Here is a 25,892-nt window from a genome sequence, read left to right as displayed (position 1 = left end):
TCATATCAGGGTTCGTGCAGATACCTATGTTCCTGATAGATCATAAGCTATTAGCAATCAGGGTGCTGGTTTTTTGGAAGATATAGGAGTAATCATATCGATGTTACCGGTAAGCGCCGACTGCTGTGTGTAGTATTTATAATACCGTCCGATCTTTATACCCACCCATAACCACAACAATGAAAGTAAAATATTGATTACCGCAAAGGCACCAAGCTCTAACTTGAACAGAGCGGTACCTGTAAAAACGACCCCAGCCTGTATCAGATCACCAAGCCGCCAGAAGAAGGTATCAATCGTGGTTTTTCCCAAGTATTTTGAGTCAGTACACACTGGAAGAAAGAGTGCGTGGCGACTGGTTGAAGTTATCGAGTAATCGGTACTGTTTTCGATAATTTTGATTATACGCACCACTGCAAAAATCGGGAAAAATGCAATCAGTGTATAGCCTATGGTTGTAATTAAGGGCAGTAATACTATTGCTCCCGACACACCAATCAAGCGATAAATTCTTGAAACAATAAAAAACTGTAATAGCAAACTGGCTAGATTTACCCAGAAAAAAAAGTCCGAATAAAATTCGCCAATCAAAATGCCTCGTTCCTCACTGGAAGTGATATCAGAAAAATGATCAACAACCATGCTTGCCAAAATATATTCGCCAATTGAATTAACACAATTAAGCAATACAACGAATATGGCCAGAATACGCAGATAAGGTAATTTCATCACCAAGTGCAAACCGCCCAGCATGGCATTCCAATCAACTGCCTTTTCGGCTCGAGTGGCAACAGCTTGATTTGGAATATTGATGCGTACTGCCAGACTACTGAGTAAAAGAATAGCCGCAGCCAGTAACAACAAAGTGTATGGGCCAAAATAAGCAAACAGCTCTGAGGCAAAACTGGAGCCTAGCACCGCCCCTAAAGAACCACCAAACCCGATAATTGCAAACAACCTTTTACCTGATTTAGGCTGATGAAGGTCTGTCACCAATGCCCAGAATTGGGCAACTTGTGTGACACTGAAAATACCCAGCCAGATAAAAAACGGCACACTGATCGCAAAGCCATTAACCCCAGCCAACCAGAAACCCATCAGTGTCACCACAAAAAAAATCGTGATTCTGTCGTAGAGCTTTCCACCCGTGACACGTTTATATAACATGCTATATAACGGAATAACAATGAAAAGCACCAGCGCCTGCAAAGCCACCGAATAACTGCGTAGCTCTGCACTACCATCAGTGAGGATAAAAGATTCACGGGCTGGTTTAAGCAGGTAATAAGCAAAAAGAATGAGGAAAATACGAAATGCCAGTCTGAGTGTTAACCCGATTTCATCGTTGTGTATCGTTGCTGACAGTGACATAACACGGCCAGCCACCACCTTTATAATATCCTTCATTTATTTTCCGAACAGGCAACAAAATGCAACATTTGCAAAGGGTGGATTGTCATGTTGTTGACACTGATCACATTGGATAATGGATTAACATGCATCGTGAGCATGTACCAATTTTGACCATCCAGCACCCAAAGTTTAAGGTTTTGTTCAGTACCACCGCTTCCCAATTCCTGTCGTTTTGAATCTTCCTGTAAATAATCCAATTGCAAATCTATGACCCGTGATTTGAACGGTGTCCGTAATGTTACAAACCAGTTGCGCTGGATACAGGCGGAGGAATCATAGCCAGGTGGAATAATGGTGGGTGTGTGCTTTATTTCAGATTCAACGCTAAATTTAGCCATCCCGTTACTATCTTTCAGTTTTATCGCAGCCAGCAGGTATCCATAAGCTGGTGCTGCAATTGTCGAATATTGTCCATTATTGGGGACTTCCTGGCTGGCAAATAAACTGATGCTCAACGGTGGACGTGGTGGTGCATCGGCCGGATTCCAGATGGCAAGTTCTGAGTTCCAAGGCACGGAACCCATAAAAATTTCACGCAAATAAGCATGTCGTCGCTGCACGTAATGCCAAAGGCTTTCTGTTTCTTGCGAAAAATCAATCACACTGCCTTTGAGATAAGGGTCATCAATGCGCTCAGGTTGCAATTTGACGGCAGTATTATTGATGCGTTCATGCATGGCTTGAGGGCTAAACCAAGCAAATGTCGCTTCTGGCCCATGCCGTTCTTCACCAAGCAAATGAAGCATTCGCTCAGTAAAAAGTTTATTAAGCACGGGGTTGCGTAATGTTTTTTCTTTTAATGGGTTCGGTGCACCCAGCTCAGGGGGGTAAAAATACTGAAAGTTATCATTCAGAATATCTTTGGGAAACGGCAGATAAGCATCCCAATTGCGTCCGAAAGACAGGTCATAATCCCAGGGAATCACCACCCATTTTCCGCTAACAGTTGACTGATAAAGAAAATAATTTTTGTTATAAGTATCACCATTACTGGTAAGCACATTGAGTGCTAGCCAGTTGATGACAGAATCAATATCAAAATGTGTTTCGAGGAACTCATGAAATTCTGCAATCGGTGTTTGAGAAATTTTTTCTGAAAGCACCTGCAAAGGAGAGAAGTCCGAGTCCCGTGGCGAAAGTTTGAGCCAACAGTCTTTCAGAGATCTTTTTTTATGTAATAGGAAATCACCACAAAACTTTGAATCGGAGGGATGGAAAAACTGCCCGTCGGCACCCAATTTATAGCGTTCCATAACCCCAGTATCAATCCATTCGGTATGCATAAACAACCCCTTGTAGCGATCATTGATATAGACACGCACATATTGAAGCTTGGGGCCTGGCATACCCAATGCATGGGCCAGCTGCCAGACAAGCCCTTCCCGTTGCATTGAGCCATCGGTTGCCATGGCATCAAGGGATATTTTTCGTTGACCTTGCCACTGCTGTTCGCCATCGAGTTTTATTAAAATATTTTTTTTGGGAAACCGGCGGGTAAAACTGCCTGACACCTTGGCTCGCCCTTTCAATAGTTTCCCATCATTATCCTTGATGCTAACTGAAAATGAGGAAGTGTCGTGCGGGTCTTTGCGAAAAAGAACCTCTGCATCAACAGGCCGCATTTTTAAGTGTATGGTGCCAATATTAATTGGCGATAAATTCGTTTGTTCTTCAACGTTTTTAGTTCGATTTTCTTCTGCTATAACCCCTTCTTCACCGGCATGAATTGTGGCACTCAAAAAAAACAGCACAAATACTCTAGATAACATAAGAATCCAGATGTTTCGGCAAATAAAATTCATCGGTAATGTCATAGGTTTCATCGGCTCCAGTCATGACTGATATTGACACCAATAGTCAGGTTGTTAGTTACATTTCTACCCCAAAGAACATGGCCGACACTTGTTTGATAGGACCAACGTGCATTGATACGACTAGACCATGAGATTGCGGCTCTTACCTTATCGAAATCCGTCAAGCGAGTACGGTTTTCGAACTTTGTTTTTTCAGGCGATTCATTTTGGAAGGAAAAATCACCGCTGATACGCAAACCAATCTTGCCGACTGTTGTAATCTGTCGCTGTACCGATAAATAACTGAGGAATTGATCAGCGGGCGGCCCTTGCCAAAGGCGAATTGAGGTTCCACCCTGCCAAGACAAAGGGCTGGGAACCCCTCTATTCTTACTCCTGAATAACCAGGCGACACCACCCTCGATACCAAAGCGGCCATTACCCAGACGCGATGAATTATCCCGCTCATACCCTGTTGGGATGATCATCGTGATTTCCCAGCTTTTGCCATTGGTATATTTATCCAGCCGCCCACGAATACCCAGCGTTAGATCACCAACGCCAGTCAGGTTATCATCGCCACAGTTAGCGGAAGCTACGCTTAATCCTGCAATTAGAGTATGATAATAGCTATACCCGTATTCGAATTTGTGATGCATATACAAATCACTGTTCCGACAACCGGCTTTTTTTAAGTCGCTATTGTCATCCCAACGTTGATCTCCTGTTGAATAGCTGATACCAGCCCAGTAATACTTTTCTGTTTCAGAGCGCATCCAGGGACTAGCTGCCTGTACGATACTTGCACAGATCAGCGTCACCACGCCGAATAAGCTCTGTTTAAAAAACCTTCGATGAACTAATTTTTGCATAAATTCGGCTCTTGATTTGGAATCAGCGCACTACACTGCCAGGCTGCCTTAATAATCAGTTGTGTTGGTTTGTTTTGTACTGTATAACCCGAATCGTCTTCGCCCCCGGCTTGTGGTGAACTTCTCCATTTCCATACCCAGACCCCTTCAATCCATGATCTATCAACAGACTCCAGCCACTCTTTCATGATGGCAGCTTGCATTTGACTGTTTGCCCGTGGCTTTTCATCACGTAATTTCCGCCAGTCCCAAGGGTATTGCTCCCATCCTTCAGCGGATGGCGTACCTATTTCAAGTATCCAAGCCGCTTTGCCACCCTGCTTTTTGATTGTTTCCCCAAGCTCATCAATATGCTGATCAATGACCGCACGCACCTCTCCAGCACTGGCTTTTTTCGGGAATGCTGGGTACAACGTAACACCGATGCTATCCAGTAAATTCCAATATGGGAACTCGGCAACACCATCTATGCCATGAGCAGCATAAGTGATATGTCTACTAAAGTGGCGGCGTACAGTCTGAATAGCATCTGGCCAATATTGGCTCTTTCTCAAGCGTTTCATTTCAGTACCAATCACAAAAGCATCAGCCTTATTCGTCTCAGCTATCTTGGCATAGTGAATTAAATGTTCAATATAGCGTTTGAACCATGCTTGCTCGTCCGAATTTGTCTTCAACTTAATTCGTCCAGCCCAAGAGCCGTTGACTAACAACTGTGGTTTGACCACAACATGCAATTTCTGGCGCTTTGCTTCACGTATTCCCGCTATCAATTGTTCATCAGATACATTTTCGGCCAAAAACAGGCTCGTTGTTTGCACACTCTCCTGCTTCATAAAAGGGACAAAGACGACAGAGTTAGCACCAGTTTGTTGAAGTTTTTGAAGCGACTGGCAGAACTGTGGGGAATTCAGTGCAGTCTGGCTGTCCTGCAAGACAGTAAATCCTCGAAGGATAGGTGACGAACAGCTTGAGCTTGCATCGACGCTTTGAGTGATTAACAGCAGCGCACATACCCATAACAGCGGTAGACTATGCAATTTATCGGTCAGTGACATGCTTGAATACCCGCCAACCCTGATTATCATAAACCTGCTGGTAGTTTTTCATGCCCGAGGCATATAAGTCAGGAAAATGTTTATTGATGCGATCCCAACCACCTTGGCCCACACGAGGGTCTGGCACTACAATATAGGTTATATCAGGCACCTGCCTGCGAACTTGTAACTTGAATAAGTCTGACCTAGGCAATGCTATATTTTCGGCATCGCCACGAGCAGCAATAACACGATAGGCTGTAAAATCATCGATAAGCGTCTCACCACGATGACGGGATAAGAACTGTCCCAGCGCTATATCTGCCGCATGTGTATTATCCAGGCTAGCAAAAAGCGCCTTTCGCCAGTCATGTACGGCAGGGTCTGACATCTGTAGAAAATTGTACCAACCTGACACACCACCTGCGACGAGCAGGAGCACAACAGCCGAAAACTTCCAGCCTTTCCGAATTTGGATAATGCTCAACTGCACCATAATACCAACTATAACCAGTGCCAACATATCAATGGGACGTTCAAGGTAGAATTTGCTGGTCGCAAAAGTAATGGCAATCAGCGGAACCAATATCAGTGTCAAACTTATCTTTAAATGATTTTTGCGTTTTGCGACTAGTCCCAACAGCAGAAAAACAACGGGAAAATAAACCAGCAACAGCATAAAAGCAGCACCTAGTGATGCAAACCATTGACCACCATACCGAATCAGCCAAGGTGAATCAGCGGCATGCTGCCAGGCTCCGAGAAATGTAGAGCCTGGTTGATAGATAAAGTTGCTTACTCTTCCTTCAAAGATCCAGCCAAGATAACCCCATGTAATGACAGCTACACCCAGCGGAATCGCAATAACAATATACATACTTAAGGGCGCTTCCCGAAAAATGCGCTGTGGTGCGATTACTGCAAAAAAAGGAAACAAGGCGATAAATATAAACAACGCCATTGCATCAACAAAAAACAACAAGCCCAACGACAAACCCAGCATAATAAAAGAACGTAGATCTGCCTGAAAATTCATTCGTAAACAAGCTTGGCATACAAAATAAAAGACTAAAAGAGTGAGTGCAATATGTCCGCCAGTGGTCGCTGCCCACAAAAGAGGAACCTGTAACAATATCAGCATAAGCAACAGGGTACGTTGCCATAATACAAGTTCTGTATGGCGTAATTGGTGATTCCAGATCGTCAGTAACAATGCAATTAACAGGCTGGACAACAGGTAAGGCACGATCCCCAGTGAATTTTCCAACAACCAAGCAAAAGGCATCAATAAATACAAAGGCAAATGAGGTGTATTCAATCCAAGGTGTTCAAGACGGAACTCATCTGCATCTAAAACACCGATAACTTTTACCCAGTCCCGTAATGCCACTTCACTATTGAAATTGTTCCCTGTCAGCCAGGCACAGAGAACGACTAACAAAACTCCAAGCAGCAGCAACCAAACAAAATCAGCTGTCTGTCTACTTACCATTATGTATCGGCCTGGTTATTTTTTTTACGCGGATCAGCATGCAAAAAGCTAGTCAAGCCATGAGTGGTTTTTTCCCAGTAGAAAGGTTTATGGATGAGCTGCCAAAGTGCTTTATAGGCAGCAATCGACATCATCAACCAATAAACCGGGACTGTCAGCGCCCAAGGTATGAGGTGGTACAAATGACGTTTAAATACACACAGTGTTGACAGGTAAATCAATAGCCCATTACCCAGCAACAAGCTGAATAGGCTGGCATACAGCACAATGGATGGAAAGATGGCATCCATTGCATTGGTTTGAGTATACAGCCAGGTAAAGTACGTTACATAGAGAACAGGTGCCAACAAACAACTGAGAACAGCGCCACCGATAAAAAACTGGAAGCCCCAGAAGCCAACATGCCCCAGTGATTTATACAAACGTATGGGGTGACGCATATGCACAAGGTAGGTTTGCATATAACCTTTAATCCAGCGTGAACGTTGCCGTATCCAGTTACCAAACTGATTCGTAGCTTCTTCATAAGTTGTCGAGTTAACCACACCTACATGGTAATTTAGCTGTGTCAGACGAACACCCAAGTCGGCATCTTCAGTAACATTATAAGGATCCCATGCGTTAACACTTTTCAGAATATCAAGTTTGAAGTGATTTGAGGTGCCGCCCAGAGGTATCGGTATTTTCAGTGCTTCAAGTGCGGGTAAATAAAAATCAAACCAGAGGGAATACTCCAGTGTAAACATACGTGTAAGCCAATTTTCATTGGCATTAAAATAATTAAGACGTGCCTGAATTACAGCAGTATTTTTCGGTGCCTTACGAAAAGCGATAACCGCTTTTTTTAACTGATCACGCTCAGGCTTGTCCTCGGCATCATAAATCGTGACCAACTCGCCGCGCGCAAAGCTCAACGCATAGTTACAGGCCTTCGGCTTGGTTTTCGGCAACGAAACCGGAACACGAATAATTTCGAAAATACTTTCCAGATTAAGTTTCTTAGCTGCAGCAATCGTTTCCTCATCATCGTCTTCAAGTATCAGTTTGATATCTAACTTTGAAAGTGGATAGTCAATATTTCTCAATGATTCGGTAATAATGGGCAACACACTTGGTTCCTTGTACATAGGAACAAGAACCGTATAAAAAGGCAAGTCACGGTCATCAAGCGCACGGACTTCTTCGTCAGTAACCTTAACATCAATTTTTGTATGACTGCCGACCCAGGCAAACAACATGCGCAAACCAAAATTCAACAGCATAAAAACACTAATGAACAGGTTAATCAGAATCAGAGTAGTAATCGGCCAAAGTGCGGCAGATACAATAATCACGGATAATACACCATACATCCAAAGCAACTGTGCACGGGTAAATACTTCGCTGGCTGAATTCACTGGTTGTTGCCGAGCGAGTTCATTCACCGCCCGGTCACTAAAATGATTGTCCGCCTCGTTTTGCGCCGACCATATAATGTCAAATTTGGACGTTATGACATAATCATACAAACCATCGCTATGCTCATCCATATACTCAAACACCGCTGGTGTCGGGTCTGCCACGGCAAACAAGGTACGCCCATCCGTTTTACGTAAAGGCAGCAGAAGTAATCCCGTATAACGAGTTAGCTCTTCATTTTTCCACAAACTTTTATCTGGACGTTCTTTAAAAAGATCAACAAATGGTTTTCGATACTGAATAGCCAGCGTGAAATAAAAATCCTGAGCACGTACCCAGCCCTTGGATAGCAAGATATCGCCTAGGCGTGTACCCCATTTTCCTTGTAGTTCAAGTGCTGTATCCAGCTGCTTCTGCTGAAGTAGCCCACGATCAACCAGCAACGCCCCAATAAGAGTGACATCACCTACTGCATTTTTCTTAAAAACTGTGGAGTCATCCATTAACTTTATCGCCTCACCAACACTGCTAGGTATTATTCTGATGTTGACGGCGGCGTCTGAATAAATAAACAATACCCAATGTCAAAATCAGCCATACAAAAACCATTATCCAGAAACGGTATTCACTGACGGTTACCAGCCAGTTGCGAGCTGTCGGGTAATGCACCCTGGCCAGAGTGGGCTCTGTGCTATTCAGGCTGAACAGCAAACCACTCCGATCTGCAAAAGCAACATCATCTTCGTTAAGAAACAACCTGCGCACATCCGGATAAGGGTTATTGTCACCGGAACGTAACCACAAACCGTGTTGGCCATTACTGGTAACAAGCTGCGCAATTGCAATGCCTGACAACTTATCTACCTGCAATAATGATTCGTTCTTTCTGTCCCGAATATCAATAACACCTTGATCAAACCTCACTGGCGCGTTCAATTCTGAAAGCACAACATCACCCAAGGCAATAAATGGACGCGCGGGGGTAAGAATACTGCCAGGCTGAACGAAAGTGGCCTTACGATGTGCAAAAGGTACCGGAAAATTTGCAGTAAAAGCCGCTGTGAAGAGCAACGACTCATCCGGACTATCGAGGTAAGCCGAAGGCAGATAGAAGTCGAATTGATCGGCAAGATAAGCCGGAAGGTCGACAAATCGTTTGGGTTTAGTCGTATTCCGTTCGAGAATCAAAGCACTTTCAGGCAATATTTGAATCGGAAATGTAGTGGCTCCCTGTTGAAAGTCAATACTTCTGGCTTCTGTATTCAGAATTTGTATACGCAGATTATTATACAACTGCTGATATCTGGCAGGCAGCGGGATTTGCAGGCGCTGCACATCGCCACTGTCATCCAGATGCTGCGCGTGGATCATGATATCATTCAAATATGTATATAAGCTGAATGCCGCCTTATTGGATGACGGCGGAACAATCAAATCTAAAAATAACATCGCTGGGCGTGTACCCGCGGGCATTTTGAGAGGATCCAGTAATAACTCCCATTCCGTATTACCCCAAATATAACGGGTTGATGTATCCATACCAAAATCAGAAAGCCTTATTTCATACGCGACATCATCAGAATAATTAAACTTTTCACTGGAATCGGTAGTGAAAATTTTATACTGATCTCCTGCCACAAGTTTTTGCCAGCTATTATTCATTAACGCAGAAGCCGATACTTCAGCAGGCTTAGTAATAGAAATAACACTACGCAGCGGACTACTCACCAACATAATCATACTGTCATCAAGGGCTCTAAACGAATCAAAGCCCTCCTGCTTCGCTTGTGCTGCTGGCAACTCCTGCAATAACTGTTTCTTTAGTCTTGACCTGTCCCCGAAAACGAGATGGCCAATTTCCGGGTAATGCGTAATGCTAATTTCTTTTCCTTGGCGGTACAGATGATCCATAATCCCCCAGACTGCATAATATTCATCCTCGGAAAATGATCGTTCCGGAACTGTTAGAATGACTTTTTTGGGCAACAAGACCCAAGCATCGCGTAGTGATGAAATATCGCCCTGATAACCAATGGTTAGTGTTGAATCCGACTCAATATAAAGTAAAGCACCGTTCATATGCGAGGCCAAATAATCCTCTTCTAAAGTGAGTAAGGTTACTTTTATAGTGATATCTAGGGTGCCGGGTTGTATTAAATTAACAGGAATATCGACTTGGAATTCACTACGATATTTTTCATCTGTCAATTGCACCTGTTCAAGCGGATAGCCGTTAACCAACAACAGGATAGTCGAACCTTTATTCAATAATTGTGAAGTTTCGTAACGAAGATGAATGCTTGCAGATGATATTTTTGTGTCGTGGGGAACAGAGTAAGTCAGTTTTTCTTCATGACCAATTACAGCACTTTCAAAACGAATACCAGTCTCATTCCCAAGATCTTTCAGGCTGGTTAACACCTGTCCGCCTGGTTTTTTAATGCCGTTACTATCTGATGTTATTCTGACATCCGAACCGAACCCAGCAGATGGAAAAAATAAAAATAAAAATAAATACTTAAAAAATCTTGTTTTACTAAAAGTAAAATTCTTACAACTCATGTTATTAAAGCCTGTTTGAATGTTTAAGCTACTACATACTCTATGCAACCAATTACGAATATTGCTTATCTTTTCAAATCAACAACGCACCAAAAGCATAACAGATATAAGTGTGAACATATATCCTTCCTGCCTTATTTTTAGAGGCTGTCTTACCAGAATTTACTTGGCCGGCATCAATGTATTGCTTCTCATCTCAATCATTGCTATGTTGCTGTAAGGTAATATTTAAATAAGATTTAGTTTTGATTTAGGAACCTAGCATATGAGCAACTTCGGCACAAAAAAAACTAAAATTTTTATCTCCGTACTTTTATTTTCAGCTTTTTTTCTTTCTTTGGCTGAAGCAAAAATACCCATTGGATTTACGATCTACAGTGCCACTGAGTACACCAACAATTTTACGGCTGTTGATACCGGTTCGTGTGAAAACAGCTTAGAAAGTGGCGTGGGAAGTTTTGATGCGGTAACTTTTAATGTTGATTACAGACGCTGGCACCAAGGCGACCCTGAAAATCCTTTGAAAACATTTAGCAATAAACCTGGATACCTGCATGTCGAACCTGCAAGCAATCAATATAAAGAGAACATCGTCGAATGTTTGATATACGCTAATGCACTTGGATATAGCCCAGTCGCTCTTAAAATAATGTTGATGGACTATATCGACCCCAACGATAGCTCAAATAATGTCTGGCGCGCTAAAATTAAATTCAACCCCCTCAATGGAACGTTTTCTCAAGGCAATGGTAGCCCCGTCGATCTTGCTGAAAGCGCAAGTGCAGCATACTATAGCCAGACAAATTCAAACGACTTGATCGTTTCAGTCAATGACGAATATATCGAATCCATTAAATCTTATCCTTTTGAATGGAGCCAGGTTCATACCTCTTTAATGACATCACTCTCAAAGCAGAGCACCCTTGCCGTAAATATTGACTGGAATATGTTGTATAGCGCTCCTGCTTCGTCATATGGCTCATCAGTTAAACTTGCCTTGAGTGGTGTTGATCTCATTGGCTGGAGCCTTTATAAACCCTTTTTCGGCACCAATTATGACGATATTAAGAATAACCAAAAAGATGCTGTTCAAGATCTAAGAACTTACCTCGACGATATTGGGCTGAGAGACATTCCTATGACTATTTTTGAGTTTGGAGTTCGTAATCGCTTTTCACCCTGGAGCTGGGATTCCACATTGACTGACCTGTGCGACCAATCCACAGCCTATCATGCCTGGATAGAGCTTTTACAGAATGAAGAAACTTCAACAAAGACTTTTTTTAATTTTTGGTTTGGTGACTTCGACCCGCGCGATACCGCCTCTCACGCACTCCAGGACTATAAAAGCAATTACAAAGTGCATCCCGACCTGTCCCAATGCTATTAAGGAAGCCTAGGGTGGTGGCGCTTGGTTAGAATTGGATTAGCACCTAACTCCTGTCAGCACTCCTTGCCGCCGCAGTGTGAAACATGATTCAGCATCCTTGCGGCACTGCCTTATTACCCCAATCCCCAGATAGAAACCTCTAAAGCGCAAGAAGCCTTGGCTGTATAATGATTAGCGACAAAACCCACCATCACCCAACGGGTGCACAGCCGAAAATCCAAGGTACTTGAGTGAAGGTTAATAAAGCCCTGTTACAGCCCAGCTTAAACCACCGGCGTTTGTCAAGAGAGTTGTCGTCTAAAGTTTAACAGTGTCGTATTCAGGGTAGTTCCTGAAAAATTTATATTGTTTTCGCCTGTGCGATCGCATTACCAATATAATTTTTAGGGCTAAGTTTTAATAATCGTTTTTTTTCTGTTTCAGGGATATCAAGCGTTTGTATAAACAGGCTTAATGTTTCTTGTGTAATGCTTTGTCCGCGTGTCAGCTCCTTTAGTTTTTCATATGGTTTTTCTATACCATAGCGGCGCATGACGGTTTGAATCGGCTCGGCAAGCACTTCCCATGATTGGTCCAGGTCTGTTTCAGTGCGCTGTGGGTTGTGTTGTAATTTCCCGATACCTTTCAGGCAGGCATGGTATGCGATGACTGAGTGTGCGGCACCAACCCCTAGATTACGCAGTACGGTTGAGTCGGTGAGGTCACGTTGCCAGCGTGAAATGGGAAGCTTGGCAGACAAGTGGTTAAATATTGCATTGGCAATTCCTAAGTTTCCTTCCGCATTTTCAAAGTCAATCGGGTTGACTTTGTGAGGCATGGTTGAGGAGCCTATTTCACCTTCAATCACTTTTTGCTTGAAATAACCGAGTGAAATATATCCCCATATATCACGAGAAAAATCAATTAGTATGGTATTGAAACGTGCCTGTGCATCAAAGAGTTCGGCGATGTAGTCATGCGGTTCAATTTGTGTGGTGTAGGGATTCCAAGTGAGCCCTAGATCGGTTACAAACTGTTCGGCCAGTGTTTGCCAGTCAATTTCAGGGTATGCGGAAAGGTGAGCATTATAGTTTCCGACCGCGCCATTGATTTTACCCATAATTGGTACGCTTTTTATTTGATCATATTGGCGTTGCAGGCGATAGACGACATTGGCAAACTCTTTACCTAAAGTGGTCGGTGAAGCTGTTTGGCCGTGTGTGCGTGATAGCATAGGCAGTTCGGCGTGGCTGTGAGCCAGTGCTTTGATTGCGCTGATGCATTCATTCAGTATGGGCAGTAGCACTTGCGTACGCGCTGTTTTCAACATCAAAGCGTAGGCGAGGTTATTGATATCTTCCGAAGTGCAGGCAAAGTGGATAAATTCACTAAGGGCTTCAAGCTCGCTGTTGCCTTCAATTTTTTCTTTTAAAAAATACTCAACAGCTTTTACATCATGGTTGGTCGTGCTTTCTATGGTTTTAACACGTAAAGCGTCTTTCTCACTGAAGTTATTGATGATGGATTCGAGCGTATCGTTGGCTTCTGTACTGAGTGTTGGGACTTCAGCTATTTTTTCTTGTTTTGCAAGCAGTTGCAACCAGCGAACTTCAATAATCACGCGATGGTGAATCAGCCCATATTCACTAAAAACAGGACGTAAACTGGAAACAGTTTTATTGTAACGACCATCAACAGGGGATATGGCGGTGAGTGAAGAAAGTTCCATGTGTACTCCAGAGCGTTATAAAAATTGGCATTTTAATTACAACGCGGAAATATATCATAGTTCGGTTGACGCAAGGTGGTAGGTAATTAACAATTGTTAATGAGTTTTATAATTGGTACTTCCTCTTCTTTTTCTCTTTTTAATAAATTAGCAGGCAAGATGAAAAAATTATCGTTATGATTGCGTTCGTTTAATTTAAAGTGATTGAAGGTTGTTGTTATGAAGTTTGTACGGCTTATTCTAGGTTCTCTCGTATTATTTGTTAGTTGGATAACATGGCCCCGTGCTGGAAAGCGCTCTGAAGAAAAACAGGATGAGATTGAAATGCTTCTGAAAAACTACTCCCTTTACCAATTTCACTCCTGTCCATTTTGCGTGAAAGTGCGCCGGGCAATGCAGCGATTGAACCTGCCCATTGAATTGCGCGATGCTAAAGATAACTCAACGTTTCGTGATGAATTGTTGCAACAGGGTGGGAAAGTTAAAGTGCCATGTTTGCGTATTGAAGGAGCCGATGGGTCGGTCGAATGGATGTATGAATCTAATGATATTATCGCTTATTTAGAGAAGACTTTTCCGTTAGAAAAATAAATTATTCATTAACTTTTGAATGGCTTTGATACGAGCCAAGGATGACATGAATGTCTAAATTTGAACAAATCACTCAACTGCTCGCAAAGCGTATTCTGATTCTTGACGGTGCGATGGGCACGATGATTCAGCGTCATAAGCTGGAAGAGGCTGATTATCGTGGTGAGCGCTTTTCAGATTTTCATGTTGACCTGAAAGGCAATAACGACCTGCTGAGTTTGACGCAGCCCGATATCATTCGTGATATTCATACCGCTTATCTGGAAGCGGGCGCTGATATTGTTGAAACCAATACGTTCAATTCGACATCAATGTCGATGGCCGATTACGAAATGGAATCGTTGGTTTATGAATTGAATGTGGCCGGTGCAAGGTTGGCGCGAGAAGCGTGTGATTTGATGACCGCTAAAACGCCACATAAACCGCGTTTTGTGGCGGGTGTATTGGGGCCAACGGGTCGGACGTGCTCTATTTCTCCTGACGTTAACAACCCAGGCTATCGAAATGTAACGTTTGACCAGTTGGTCGAGGCTTATGTTGAGGCAATGCATGGCCTGGTTGAGGGTGGTTCAGATATTATCCTGATTGAAACTATTTTTGATACCTTGAATGCCAAAGCGGCAATCTTTGCTGTTGAAAAATACTTTGAGACCAATGATCTCCGCTTGCCCGTGATGATCTCTGGCACGATTACGGATGCCAGTGGCCGTACGTTATCCGGTCAAACCACCGAAGCATTCTGGAACGCATTGAACCACGCGAACCCCATCAGTATTGGTCTGAACTGTGCTTTGGGTGCGGATGAGCTGCGTCAGTATGTGGAAGAGCTGTCACGCATTGCGGATACTCATGTAAGCGCACATCCTAATGCAGGTTTGCCCAATGAATTTGGTGAGTATGACGAAACACCCGAAGAGATGGCAGCGGCGATTGGCGAGTGGGCACAGAGTGGCTTTCTTAATATTATTGGCGGGTGCTGTGGCACCACGCCCGATTTTATCAAAGCCATTGCGGATGCAGTCAGTCAATACGCGCCTCGTCAGATACCTGAAATAGAACCTCAGTGTCGATTGAGTGGCTTGGAGCCTTTTAATATTGCGCCTGATTCACTGTTTGTTAATATCGGTGAGCGCGCCAATGTGACTGGTTCAGCTAAATTCAAACGCCTGATTCTGGAAGAGCAGTATGACGAGGCGCTGGATGTTTGCCGTGCCCAGGTAGAAAATGGTGCACAAGTGATCGACATCAATATGGATGAAGCGATGCTTGATGGTGAGAAGGCGATGGTGACCTTTCTCAATCTAATTGCTTCAGAGCCGGATATTTCTAAAGTGCCGGTGATGGTGGATTCATCAAAGTGGCCGATTATTGAAGCAGGTTTGAAGTGCATTCAAGGCAAGGGTATTGTCAATTCAATCAGCCTGAAAGAGGGTGAAAAGAACTTTATCAAACACGCTCGCTTATGTCGTCAATATGGCGCAGCCATCATCGTCATGGCTTTTGACGAAAAGGGGCAGGCGGATACTCAAACACGTAAAATAGAGATCTGTGCTCGTTCTTATAATGTGCTGGTCAATAAAGTCGGCTTTCCTCCTCAGGATATTATTTTTGATCCCAATATCTTTGCCGTGGCAACGGGGATTGATGAGCATAATAATTATGCCGTTGATTTTATTGAAGCGACGCGTGAGATCAAAAAAAACCTACCCTATGCGCTGATTTCGGGGGGCGTGTCCAACGTCTCTTTCTCTCTGCGTGGCAATAATCCAGTGCGTGAAGCGATTCATGCGGTCTTTCTTTATCATGCAATCAAAGCCGGTATGGATATGGGGATCGTCAACGCCGGGCAGTTGGCGGTGTATGACGACTTGCCGGATGAGCTACGCGAACGTGTCGAAGATGTGGTGCTGAATCGGCGTGATGATGCGACAGACCGTTTGCTTGAAGTTGCAAACGACTATCGAGGCGATGGCACGGCTGCCAAAGAAGAAGCACAGGAGTGGCGTTCGTGGCCAGTTGAAAAGCGAATCGAACACGCCATGGTCAAAGGGGTTGATAGTTACATTGTTGAAGATACAGAGGAGATACGCCAGCAGCTTGATCGCGCAATTCATGTAATTGAAGGGCCATTGATGGGTGGCATGAATGTGGTGGGGGATCTGTTTGGTGCAGGGAAAATGTTTTTGCCTCAAGTGGTGAAATCTGCGCGAGTCATGAAAAAAGCCGTGGCTCACCTGATTCCTTTTATTGAAGACGAAAAGGATGAAGGAGCCAAGTCGGCAGGCAAAATTTTAATGGCGACCGTTAAAGGTGATGTGCACGATATTGGTAAAAATATTGTTGGCGTGGTGTTGCAGTGTAATAACTTTGAGGTGGTTGATTTAGGCGTGATGGTGTCGACGGCGACGATACTAGATGAAGCCAAAAAACATAATGTAGATATCATCGGCCTTTCAGGGTTGATTACACCTTCTCTGGATGAAATGGTGCATGTGGCCAAAGAGATGCAGCGTCAAGGTTTTACGATTCCAATGATGTTAGGTGGAGCGACAACTTCTAAAGCACATACGGCGGTTAAAGTGGATCAAAACTATGATCATCCGACCGTTTGGGTTAAAGATGCATCGCGGGCTGTAGGGGTAGCACAAAAATTAATAAGCCAAGATCTGAAAGATGGTTTTGTGGCTGAAATTAGAGATGATTATGAGCAGGTGCGGGCGCGTCACGCTCAGCGTCAATCTCAAGCGAAATGGTTGTCTCTCGACAAAGCACGCGCCAATAAATTTGATATTAATTGGGATGCTTACCAAGCGAAAGCTCCCAAAAATCTGGGTGTATTCACTTTTAATGACTACTCTCTGGAAGAGATCAGCCGCTTTCTCGATTGGACACCTTTTTTCTATTCATGGGAGCTTAAAGGGCGTTATCCAAAAATCCTTGATGATGCAGATAAAGGTGAAGAAGCGACAAAGCTTTTTGCTGATGCAAAGATTATGTTGAAACAGATTATTGATGAAAAGTGGTTAACGGCGAATGGCGTGGTGGGCTTGTTTGCTGCAAACAGTATTGATGATGATGTAGAAATTTATGCAGATGAAACTCGGACAGAGGTATTGGAAACTTTTCATTTTTTACGTCAGCAACAGCAAAAGCCAGCCGGAAAAGAAAATCAATGTCTGGCTGATTTCATCGCCCCTAAAGAAGCCGGTAAAAAAGATTATATGGGCTTTTTTGCCGTGACGACCGGTGTCGGAATTGATGAAAAGGTGGCTGAATTTGAAGCGCAACATGATATGTATAATGCGATTATGCTCAAAGCACTAGCCGACCGTCTTGCAGAAGCGTTTGCAGAGTTAATGCATGATAAAGTGCGCAAAAAATTATGGGGTTATGCTTCTGATGAGTCACTGGATAATGACGCACTGATCGCTGAAAAATACCAGGGAATTCGACCTGCCCCAGGTTATCCGGCCTGCCCTGAACATACGGAGAAAGGGTTGCTCTGGAGTTTGCTTGATGTTGAAAAAAACACGGGAATGACCATTACAGATCATTACGCGATGCTGCCAACGGCCGCAGTCAGTGGTTACTATTTTTCACACCCTGATTCTAAATACTTCACGGTTGGAAAAATTAATCGTGAGCAAGTGGAGGATTATGCAGCGCGTAAAGGTATGTCAATGGATGAGGCAGAGCGTTGGCTTGCGCCTAACTTGGGATATGAGCCGTAGAGTTTTTGGACGCGTGCGGCCATCAATCACTTTTAAATCTTTATTCTTTTATCTTTTGCTGCTATTAATGGCTGGTTGTTCCAGCCTGCCGGTTCAGCAGCCAACAACGACAAATCCACTGCATCACTATTTTTTGGAAATTGCGCTGGGCAGTGAGTTTGGCAGTCACCAATCCAGAATCAAAAAATGGAATCGGGATATTGACGTGCGGGTGAAAGGCCTGCCAACTCAAGATGATATTCAAACCTTAAAGCAGGTGATGAGTGAATTAAGCACTCTAACCCGATTACAAATCAGACTCACGGCAAGAGAGGGTGCAGATATTGAAATTTACTTCGTACCAAAATCTGAATTTAGCCAGATAGAGAAACATTACAAAACTGGGAATTCAGGTTTTTTCTGGGCTTGGTGGAATCCGTTGACAAATGAGATCTATCGGGCGCGTGTACTTATAGAAACGACCGGCCTCACACAGCAAGAGCGTAATCACTTAATCCATGAAGAGCTGGCGCAAAGTCTGGGGCTTATGAAAGATTCCAATCGTTATGCTGATAGCATTTTCTACCAGTCATGGAGCCGAGTAACAAATTTTTCTGAAATGGATCGGGCTGTAATAGAGCTGCTGTACCATCAAGCCATACGGCCAGGTATGAATAGAGAAAAAGTGATAAAAGCGCTTGAAGAGACAAGTGATTATTCAAGATGATGGGGAAAATCGAAATGCCAGAAGATTTCTGAACCTGACCAACAAATATTTTTTTGTGGCTTTACGACTAGGAATGTTAGTTTTCAAGAAAATTTCCTTATCATTTTCAACAAATGGAACCAAATATGCGTATGCTTCAACGTTTACAATGAGCATGGCGTTATATTTTTCCGAGGTTTACTCAGCTACCCAGTTTTCAACAGAAAGATCAGGCACTCGGTTAAATTCTCGAACGTTATTTGTAACCATCACAGCATTCATACTTCGTGCATGAGCCGAAATTAGAAGATCGTTATTGCCAATTAAATTTCCCTGCTTTTTTAACAGAGCTCTAATGAAGCCATAATGTTTAGCTGCATCTTCATCCCAAGGATTAATAAGTAATCGTTGGGTAAAAATATCAAGTTGATTCCAACGAGCTTCTTTCATCAAGCTATTGCCGTTTTCAATACCGAAACATAGTTCGCCATATGTAACCGACGAAATGCAAATATTTCTGATAGCCTTAAATTTGTGTCGTAATTTATCGGAGTGATTTTTCAAAACATATATACAAATATTTGTATCGAGCATATACATCAATCAAAATCTCTTTCTTGCGGTTGGGCATCAAATCGGTTTACCAAGAAGTCATCAGCAAAAGCAGGTTTAGAGTCAAAGAAGTCATCCCATGTTGGTTTTTTTGCAGAAATGATTACGTTTGAGCCTTGCTTTGTAATGTAAACCTCTTCAGTATCAAAGCGGTATTCTTTGGGTAGGCGCACAGCTTGACTTCGACCGTTCATAAATATTTTGGCTATTTGGGGTTCCATTAAATTCTCCAGCTATGATATGGTATATATCTTTAAATATATATTATTTTAAAGAAAAATCAAGTGACATTAATAAGTTGCTGAAATACATACTGAGCCAAAGTTCTTTTGTGCAGAATTTCCTGGGCAAGTTGATTTACTGCCTGCGATGATCAAGTGCTGGGAAATTACGGCGGGTGCTGGCCAATTGATCACGATTCATGTCAGCAATGACAAAGCCAGATCCTTGAGGGCGGTGATCCAGTATTGTTCCCCACGGATCGACAATCATGCTGTGACCGTAAGTGGCTCGCCCATTGACATGAAAGCCTCCCTGAGCTGCCGCAACCACGTAACTTAAATTTTCAATCGCCCGCGCCCGAACTAACACTTCCCAATGTGCTTTGCCGGTCATTGCGGTAAAAGCAGCGGGTACGACAAAAAAATCGACACCTTTATCAATCAATGATCGATACAGCTCTGGAAAGCGTAAGTCATAACAAACGGTCACCCCCATGCAGCCAAAGGGAGTGTCAACGGTTACAAGTGAATGTCCAGCTTCTATGGTGGTAGATTCGGTATAACTCTCTTGGCTCTCTTCTAGCAAAACATCAAAAAGGTGAAGCTTGTCATAGCGGGCGATGCGCTGGCCTCCATTATTGAAAACCAGACAGGATGCGTATACTTTGTCTGGGTTATCGCTAACTAAGGGAATCGTGCCGCCCACGATCCATGCATCGTGTTTGATCGCCTGTTGTGCCAAAAAATTTTGAACCATGCCTTCGCTATCACGTTCTCGAATATCAATTTTTTCAGTTTCAATACGCCCCATCAAGGCAAAGTTTTCGGGGAGCACAATAAGTTTTGCGCCTGATGCGGCAGCTTGACCAATGAGCTTATCAGCTTCAATAAGGTTTGCATTTAAATTAGGCCCTGAAGCCATTTGAATTGCAGCAATTCGATTCATTTATCAGCCTGCTTTTTTTCTGGAATTTTATAGGTTGAAACTTTCTCTATAACCGGTTCGTTCCAAGACCCTGTGACACGATATTCAGTGCTGGCGATGGTATCAAACTCGGGTAAAAATACTTTTTGAAAAATAAGTACAGCAGCACCCGCACCCATCCAGCTAGAGCCTGCGGCAATTGCACCCACAACGGGCAGTATAGAGCTGACTTTCGGAGTCACTAATACTTGCTGATTATAGTCCTCATCGGTGAGCCCTATACGGCCAATCATTTTAACTTTAGCTGCACTGCTTGTCATGACCAGATTTTTAGTAAATGCATTACCCATGTCAATCTTGTAGTCACCGGTGATTTTGTCAAATTTCAAGCCTTTTCCAAAGAGATCTCTGAAGTCTAATGTGAGTCGCTTTGGCAGGGCTTGCAAGCTTAATAGGCTTACAATACGTCCAGCGCCGGGTTGAATTTCGGTTAGTTGGCCGTCCTTGATATTTATATTGAGGTTGCCACGAAAGCGCGTTATATCAAAGTCTGTGGGTGATCCGAGCCAGTTTGCACTGATTTTGACTCGACCTTTTCCTCCTTTGATTGGCATGACGACATCAAAAAGTGAGAGTGTTTTGGGGAGTCGATTAGTCTTTAAATCAATTTCAAAGTCTGTTTTTTGTTGGCCATTAATGTTGAGCCAATCACCTTGCGCTGTAATTTTAGTGTGGCTTGAATCGAGAGTGATTTTCTCAAAATGAATGCCACTTTTTTGTGGTGTTGATGTGAACTTCAGTGCTCCAAAATCATTGCCATTATAAATAAGTTTATGGCTTGTCACTTGAAGTGGCGGGATTTTTTCAGGGGCTGTTTGGGGTGATGAGGCTGATTGAGTTTCGCTCTCTTTTTGTGATTTCAACTCAAGATATTCGAGGTTCATTATAATGGGGAGGGTCGTTTGACGTGGCAGAGAGATCATCCCTTTAATTTGTGTGCTGTCAATATCGACTTGCCAGGCTTGTTTTGTTTTATCGACAGAGATGCTTGATTGCTCAAAGTGTTGACCAAAAGCTTCCAGTGAGTCAACGTGTAAATCAAGGTGATGAGGCAGATTGGTATCACTTTTTTGATCTGTTGATTCAGGGAGTACGCTCATCCAGTCAGTGATAGAGAGTTTTGGTAAGCTGCCGACAATACGCAGTTGTGGCTCAATTGGGAGCGAGGCATAATCATCGCCTAAACGAAGTTCACCACGTTCCCATACGAGTGTGTCCTGAGTCGTATCACGTAGAAACATACCATTAATTTTTTCGCCATAACGAAGGGCGACCGGATCTTTTAGTGCGCCCCCCAACAGTCCCATTTCTAAAATAAATGTTCGTGCTTCATTGGCTTGTTTTTTGAGTGGATATGGCAAGGTGACGGCCAGCCCTTTTAATAAGGATTCAACGTGTAAATTGACATCGGGCGGTTTATTTTCACCTATTTCTGATGTGAGCTGCAAGCGTGCATGCCAGTCGGTTTTTCCCTGTAAAAAACGGCTATCGGGAAGGTGAATTATTTTTGATAGTTGCACCGCATCGACTGTGCCATCCGCAGTAAACTGAATGATACTATTTTTTTGATTGTCGTGATGAGTGCGAATGACAAGTTCGGTTTCCATGCCGAGCAATTGGCCCTGAATACCAGGTGAATAAATACCTTGTTCTGAAAAAACAAGCATGCCTTGCAGTTGCTCAAGGTCAACAGCGCCTTCTGCGAGCAGTAATGTATTGTTGTTGAATGTAATTTCACCATTCACTTTATGACCAGTGGGGGCAATCGGCAGATCGAGTTGTAGATGCAATTGACTTGAACCTGTCGCTTCACTGCTTGTGGCAAAAGTTCCGAACTGTGCCTTGAGTGGACTCTCTTTTAGGAATTTCAAAGTATCGGAGAGCGGACCGTCGACATAACCATTAATCGTTAAATTGAGTGGTTTTTCTTTAAAGTCAGGGATGAGCGCGCTGACATCACGTAAGCGTGAATTGAGCAATTGACCTGATGTGGTATTGATCTCCATGCCTGAGCCTTTGAATACAGCTTCAAGTTGCAGCGCTTCCAGACGAGGCCAGTGATCCAGATAATCAAGAGTTGCATTTTCAGCGTTAAAGCGTACCTCAAAGTGACCCTGATTTTTACGAAATGGAAATCCTTTGAGTGGGCCGTGAAAGAGAACGCTTCCGTGAGTAACAGTGCCATCAATAATGGCACTGTCCAGCCATGTGACGGCATCTTCTGGCATGATGCCCACGGGTAAATAGCGTGAAATTTGCTTGGCATCCCCATCTGAAAAATTTGCAAAAATTTCCAGAAATGGATGAGAGTGGTCTGTAGGCAATTCAAGAAACATTGAGCCTCTAGCCGTAATGTCGCTATTTTTTAATACGATGTCATTCGATTGAATGCGCCAGCCGAGGATGTTTTTTTCCCAGTATAAACGGCCACTCAGTAAATCCATAGGTAGTTTTTCACGAAACAGTGTTCCCGTATCCAGTTTTACGTTGTGGCTGTTGATATCAAGTATGCCTGCTTGTTGATTTAAAACAATGGAGCCATTGAGGTTTTCGATGCCGGGGATTGGGTGGTTAAATCGTGTTGTCAGGTTTTTAAATTTTGATTGAAATAAAAATGTTTTTGGGGTGCTTTTGTCAGCTTGTTGGTACTGTAAATAGGTATTCGAAAAGGCTCCGGAAGGTTGTAGGTTTTTTAGTTTTTTTGTTGACTCTTGATCCAGCAGGCCACTGCTCAGCAATAGATCTCGTAAATCATCAAGCCGGAAAAATGAGCTTCGCGCGATGTAGTGCTCAGAAGGTTGGCTGCTATTTTTTTTGAGGCTGAACTGGCTCTTGGGCCAGGTATGTTTGTTACGTTTCAGAATGAATTGATCAATATCAACCCGAAAGCCCTCTTTTTGACGTAACCATGCAAAATTACCTGAAAGTTGATCGGCTAAAAATGGTCTTCTTTTATAGTTTTTACTATCTGTTTGGGGCGTGTCGAGGTGAATATTCTCTCCATTAAGGGTGCCCGTGGCTGAAGTTATGGTCGATTTTTCCCAATGACTCCATAGTTTAAAGTCTATTTTTCCCGCCAGCATAATCTGTTGTTTGGGTGTGGCTATTTTCAACCACTCTTGTAGGTTGATATTTGTACCTTCAATATAGATCTGGCCAGACCACTGATCAAGTTTTGACAGGTCACCTGTGCCATCAAGTGCAAAAGAGAGTTGTTTACCCAGATTGTTGGGCAGTGAAATTTTTGCGGTGAGTTGATGGTGGCCTTTAATATTTCGAGTTTCAATTTGTGCATCTTGAAAGGTGAGTTGATGGCTTTCCATCAGTTGGTCTGTCCAGAGCAGCTTTTTAACTTCAATATTAATGTGTTCCTGACGAAGCAACCAGCGTAAGGCTTCTACACCCTGCTGATCGTCTGTCGCTTTCTCAGGTGTAAAATTTAAGTCTTTAAGTAATAACTCTCCTTGCTTATTACGTTGCAAGTCTAATTGATCAATTGACAAGTCAAGCTGGTCTAAGGTGATGTCCCAGCGGCGCAGTGATTCGAGTAAGTCTAAACCGATCAGGGCTTTTTCAAAGTTTAGCAGTGTATGTTTTGCAGTGCTGTCAAGCAGCTCAAGTCCATGGATTTCCAGACGGGGGCCAAAGCGATACCAGCGAGCTTTGAGTTCAGTGATACGTACGGGTTGTTCCAGTGCTTCACTGACGGCTGTTTCAATATTCTGGCGGTAGGTTCCAATTTCAGGCAAAACAACACGGGCAATACTAAGGAATACAGCCAGGATGATGATGAAAGCAACAAATGTGTGGCGACTGATGTGAAAACAGTTCCATAGGCAAAGCTTTATAAAGTGATCTTTACTCGGCTTTTCTTCTTTTTTATGATCTGTTTTTTGAGCCATGAATATTGATGTTTATAACAAAATAATATCGAATTGCTCTTGAGTATAGGTGGCTTCCACTTGAAACCTGACGGGTTTACTAATGAACTCCTCCAGCTCAGCCACACTAGTAGATTCTTCATCAATCAAGCGATCAACGACTTCAGGGCAAGCAAGAACCAGGTATTCCCGAGCATCAAACTGGCGCGATTCACGCATAATTTCGCGGAAAATATCATAGCAGGTGGTTTCAACTGTTTTTACGGAACCTCGGCCATTACAGGTAGGACAAGCTTCGCATAGAATATGTTCCAAGCTTTCGCGGGTTCGTTTGCGAGTCATCTCGACCAGCCCTAGCGCTGAAACAGTGCTGATGCTGTATTTTGAATGGCTGTTTGCCATGTATTTTTCCAGTGCTTGTAAAACCTGCTCTTTATGTATTTTTTTACTCATATCAATAAAGTCGATGATAATGATACCGCCGAGATTACGTAGTCTGAGTTGACGCGCCACTGCGTGAGCCGCCTCCAGATTGGTTTTGAATATGGTTTCACTGAGGTTTTTGTGGCCCACAAAAGCACCAGTGTTGACATCAATGGTTGTCATGGCTTCTGTTTGATCAATCACCAGATAACCACCGGACTTGAGTTGAACCTGGCGTTCCAGCGCTTTTTGAATTTCATCTTCTATCGAATAGATATCAAATATGGGGCGCTCCCCCGGGTAATGTTGTATGCGCTCTACAATATTTGGTAAAAAAGTTTGGGCAAAGTCAGCTGCGCTTTGATGTGTTTCTCGTGAATCAATACGGACCCGATCGATATCTTTATTGACCATGTCACGCATGGTGCGCATTGCGAGCGGAAAACCTTCATACACCATCATTCCGACCGATGCATTTTTGATACGTTCTTGTACTTTGTTCCATAACCTGTTGAGAAACGACATGTCAGCCAGAAGATCTTTTTCATGAGTCTCTTCAGCTGCGGTGCGTATAATATAGCCATGTCCATTCTTTGTGGTTGCATCTCCAATGATTTTTTTCAGGCGCAATCGTTCATCTTCATTTTCAATTTGATGCGATATGCCAATATCTGTTGTATTGGGGACCAACACAAGGTAACGAGATGGAAAAGAGAGGTGAGTGGTTAAGCGAGCCCCTTTTGTACCCAGTGGATCTTTAATGACTTGCACTAGCAGCTCTTGACCATCGTGAAGTAGTGAGCGAATCTGTTTTTCACTATCCTCATCATCTTCTTTGGATGAAGTGCGAATATCGGATGCATGAAGAAAAGCTGAGCGTTCAAGGCCAATATCAATAAAAGCAGCTTGCATACCGGGTAAAACTCGGCACACTTTGCCTAAATAAATATTACTCACCAGGCCGCGTTTACTGTTGCGCTCAACATGCACTTCCTGAAGGACTCCATTTTCGACAATAGCGACTCGTGTTTCACTGGGGGTGACGTTGATTAATATCTCTTCACTCATACTCTATTATACCGGCAAGCTTTTAGCTTG

17 protein-coding genes are annotated in these 25,892 nt (G+C 43.2%); 4 read left to right on the top strand and 13 right to left on the bottom strand.

Features of this window, described 5'->3' with window-relative positions:
• Nucleotides 1-57: 57 nt before the first annotated feature.
• The 7 genes from L3J70_05210 to L3J70_05180 are packed head-to-tail and all read right to left on the bottom strand — an operon-like array spanning nucleotide 58 to nucleotide 10,567.
• Nucleotides 58-1,407 (bottom strand): hypothetical protein, encoded by a 1,350-nt coding sequence (locus L3J70_05210; protein ID MCF6235761.1) that lies wholly within the window; start codon nucleotides 1,405-1,407, stop codon nucleotides 58-60.
• The gene (locus tag L3J70_05205) at nucleotides 1,404-3,236 is read right to left on the bottom strand and encodes a CotH kinase family protein (GenBank protein MCF6235760.1); all 1,833 of its coding nucleotides are present in this window, start codon (nucleotides 3,234-3,236) and stop codon (nucleotides 1,404-1,406) included. The genes L3J70_05210 and L3J70_05205 overlap by 4 nt, the downstream gene beginning before the upstream one ends.
• Complete coding sequence (locus tag L3J70_05200) at nucleotides 3,233-4,078, bottom strand: hypothetical protein (protein ID MCF6235759.1); 846 nt, start codon at nucleotides 4,076-4,078, stop codon at nucleotides 3,233-3,235. The genes L3J70_05205 and L3J70_05200 overlap by 4 nt, the downstream gene beginning before the upstream one ends.
• On the bottom strand, nucleotides 4,066-5,136 hold the full coding sequence (locus L3J70_05195) for a hypothetical protein (protein MCF6235758.1): 1,071 nt from the start codon (nucleotides 5,134-5,136) through the stop codon (nucleotides 4,066-4,068). The genes L3J70_05200 and L3J70_05195 overlap by 13 nt, the downstream gene beginning before the upstream one ends.
• Complete coding sequence (locus L3J70_05190; GenBank protein ID MCF6235757.1) at nucleotides 5,120-6,607, bottom strand: hypothetical protein; 1,488 nt, start codon at nucleotides 6,605-6,607, stop codon at nucleotides 5,120-5,122. The genes L3J70_05195 and L3J70_05190 overlap by 17 nt, the downstream gene beginning before the upstream one ends.
• Complete coding sequence (locus tag L3J70_05185) at nucleotides 6,607-8,508, bottom strand: glycosyltransferase (GenBank protein ID MCF6235756.1); 1,902 nt, start codon at nucleotides 8,506-8,508, stop codon at nucleotides 6,607-6,609. Before L3J70_05185 ends, L3J70_05190 begins: the two co-directional genes overlap by 1 nt.
• 25 nt (nucleotides 8,509-8,533) lie before the next feature.
• Entirely contained in the window at nucleotides 8,534-10,567 is a 2,034-nt protein-coding gene (locus L3J70_05180; protein MCF6235755.1) for a cellulose biosynthesis cyclic di-GMP-binding regulatory protein BcsB, read from the bottom strand.
• Between the two features lie 265 nt (nucleotides 10,568-10,832).
• Between L3J70_05180 and L3J70_05175 the strand changes: the two genes are divergently transcribed.
• Nucleotides 10,833-11,957 (top strand): hypothetical protein, encoded by a 1,125-nt coding sequence (locus L3J70_05175; GenBank protein MCF6235754.1) that lies wholly within the window; start codon nucleotides 10,833-10,835, stop codon nucleotides 11,955-11,957.
• Between the two features lie 340 nt (nucleotides 11,958-12,297).
• On the opposite strand, the gene purB is transcribed toward L3J70_05175, so the two are convergent.
• Nucleotides 12,298-13,665, bottom strand: coding sequence for an adenylosuccinate lyase (purB, locus tag L3J70_05170; protein MCF6235753.1), 1,368 nt, complete (start codon nucleotides 13,663-13,665; stop codon nucleotides 12,298-12,300).
• A gap of 219 nt (nucleotides 13,666-13,884) precedes the next feature.
• On the opposite strand from purB, the gene L3J70_05165 reads away from it, so the two are divergent.
• Genes L3J70_05165 through L3J70_05155 form a run of 3 tightly spaced genes read left to right on the top strand, consistent with a single transcriptional unit; the run spans nucleotide 13,885 to nucleotide 18,693 of the window.
• On the top strand, nucleotides 13,885-14,256 hold the full coding sequence (locus L3J70_05165) for a glutathione S-transferase N-terminal domain-containing protein (protein ID MCF6235752.1): 372 nt from the start codon (nucleotides 13,885-13,887) through the stop codon (nucleotides 14,254-14,256).
• 50 nt (nucleotides 14,257-14,306) lie between these two features.
• Nucleotides 14,307-17,987 (top strand): methionine synthase, encoded by a 3,681-nt coding sequence (metH, locus tag L3J70_05160; GenBank protein MCF6235751.1) that lies wholly within the window; start codon nucleotides 14,307-14,309, stop codon nucleotides 17,985-17,987.
• Nucleotides 17,941-18,693: a DUF2927 domain-containing protein gene (locus tag L3J70_05155; protein ID MCF6235750.1), complete on the top strand. Its 753-nt coding sequence runs from the start codon at nucleotides 17,941-17,943 to the stop codon at nucleotides 18,691-18,693. The genes metH and L3J70_05155 overlap by 47 nt, the downstream gene beginning before the upstream one ends.
• A gap of 177 nt (nucleotides 18,694-18,870) precedes the next feature.
• On the opposite strand, the gene L3J70_05150 is transcribed toward L3J70_05155, so the two are convergent.
• The 5 genes from L3J70_05150 to rng all read right to left on the bottom strand — a co-directional run bounded on the left by L3J70_05150 (nucleotide 18,871) and on the right by rng (nucleotide 25,862).
• Nucleotides 18,871-19,266 (bottom strand): PIN domain-containing protein, encoded by a 396-nt coding sequence (locus L3J70_05150; protein MCF6235749.1) that lies wholly within the window; start codon nucleotides 19,264-19,266, stop codon nucleotides 18,871-18,873.
• Nucleotides 19,267-19,271: 5 nt separating this feature from the next.
• Complete coding sequence (locus L3J70_05145; protein MCF6235748.1) at nucleotides 19,272-19,505, bottom strand: antitoxin; 234 nt, start codon at nucleotides 19,503-19,505, stop codon at nucleotides 19,272-19,274.
• 136 nt (nucleotides 19,506-19,641) lie between these two features.
• Complete coding sequence (locus tag L3J70_05140; GenBank protein MCF6235747.1) at nucleotides 19,642-20,451, bottom strand: carbon-nitrogen hydrolase family protein; 810 nt, start codon at nucleotides 20,449-20,451, stop codon at nucleotides 19,642-19,644.
• A complete protein-coding gene (locus L3J70_05135; protein MCF6235746.1) occupies nucleotides 20,448-24,392 on the bottom strand; it encodes a TIGR02099 family protein in 3,945 nt (1,314 codons plus the stop codon). Before L3J70_05135 ends, L3J70_05140 begins: the two co-directional genes overlap by 4 nt.
• A 12-nt stretch (nucleotides 24,393-24,404) precedes the next feature.
• Nucleotides 24,405-25,862: a ribonuclease G gene (rng, locus tag L3J70_05130; protein ID MCF6235745.1), complete on the bottom strand. Its 1,458-nt coding sequence runs from the start codon at nucleotides 25,860-25,862 to the stop codon at nucleotides 24,405-24,407.
• Nucleotides 25,863-25,892: the final 30 nt, after the last annotated feature.

The organism is Gammaproteobacteria bacterium (assembly GCA_021648145.1).
GTDB lineage: Bacteria > Pseudomonadota > Gammaproteobacteria > JAADGQ01 > JAADGQ01 > S141-38.
Note: the sequence above shows the minus strand (reverse complement) of the source record. Positions and strands in the feature narration are given on the sequence as shown.

What these genes read in the sequence shown, in the direction of transcription:
- L3J70_05150 (MCF6235749.1), bottom strand. Translation starts at nt 19,266, where the DNA reads ATGCTCGATACAAATATTTGTATATATGTTTTGAAAAATCACTCCGAT.
- purB (MCF6235753.1), bottom strand. Translation starts at nt 13,665, where the DNA reads ATGGAACTTTCTTCACTCACCGCCATATCCCCTGTTGATGGTCGTTAC.
- L3J70_05140 (MCF6235747.1), bottom strand. Translation starts at nt 20,451, where the DNA reads ATGAATCGAATTGCTGCAATTCAAATGGCTTCAGGGCCTAATTTAAAT.
- L3J70_05145 (MCF6235748.1), bottom strand. Translation starts at nt 19,505, where the DNA reads ATGGAACCCCAAATAGCCAAAATATTTATGAACGGTCGAAGTCAAGCT.
- L3J70_05135 (MCF6235746.1), bottom strand. Translation starts at nt 24,392, where the DNA reads ATGGCTCAAAAAACAGATCATAAAAAAGAAGAAAAGCCGAGTAAAGAT.
- rng (MCF6235745.1), bottom strand. Translation starts at nt 25,862, where the DNA reads ATGAGTGAAGAGATATTAATCAACGTCACCCCCAGTGAAACACGAGTC.
- L3J70_05155 (MCF6235750.1), top strand. Translation starts at nt 17,941, where the DNA reads ATGAGGCAGAGCGTTGGCTTGCGCCTAACTTGGGATATGAGCCGTAGA.
- metH (MCF6235751.1), top strand. Translation starts at nt 14,307, where the DNA reads ATGTCTAAATTTGAACAAATCACTCAACTGCTCGCAAAGCGTATTCTG.
- L3J70_05190 (MCF6235757.1), bottom strand. Translation starts at nt 6,607, where the DNA reads ATGGTAAGTAGACAGACAGCTGATTTTGTTTGGTTGCTGCTGCTTGGA.
- L3J70_05200 (MCF6235759.1), bottom strand. Translation starts at nt 4,078, where the DNA reads ATGCAAAAATTAGTTCATCGAAGGTTTTTTAAACAGAGCTTATTCGGC.
- L3J70_05185 (MCF6235756.1), bottom strand. Translation starts at nt 8,508, where the DNA reads ATGGATGACTCCACAGTTTTTAAGAAAAATGCAGTAGGTGATGTCACT.
- L3J70_05195 (MCF6235758.1), bottom strand. Translation starts at nt 5,136, where the DNA reads ATGTCACTGACCGATAAATTGCATAGTCTACCGCTGTTATGGGTATGT.
- L3J70_05210 (MCF6235761.1), bottom strand. Translation starts at nt 1,407, where the DNA reads ATGAAGGATATTATAAAGGTGGTGGCTGGCCGTGTTATGTCACTGTCA.
- L3J70_05180 (MCF6235755.1), bottom strand. Translation starts at nt 10,567, where the DNA reads ATGAGTTGTAAGAATTTTACTTTTAGTAAAACAAGATTTTTTAAGTAT.
- L3J70_05165 (MCF6235752.1), top strand. Translation starts at nt 13,885, where the DNA reads ATGAAGTTTGTACGGCTTATTCTAGGTTCTCTCGTATTATTTGTTAGT.
- L3J70_05205 (MCF6235760.1), bottom strand. Translation starts at nt 3,236, where the DNA reads ATGAAACCTATGACATTACCGATGAATTTTATTTGCCGAAACATCTGG.
- L3J70_05175 (MCF6235754.1), top strand. Translation starts at nt 10,833, where the DNA reads ATGAGCAACTTCGGCACAAAAAAAACTAAAATTTTTATCTCCGTACTT.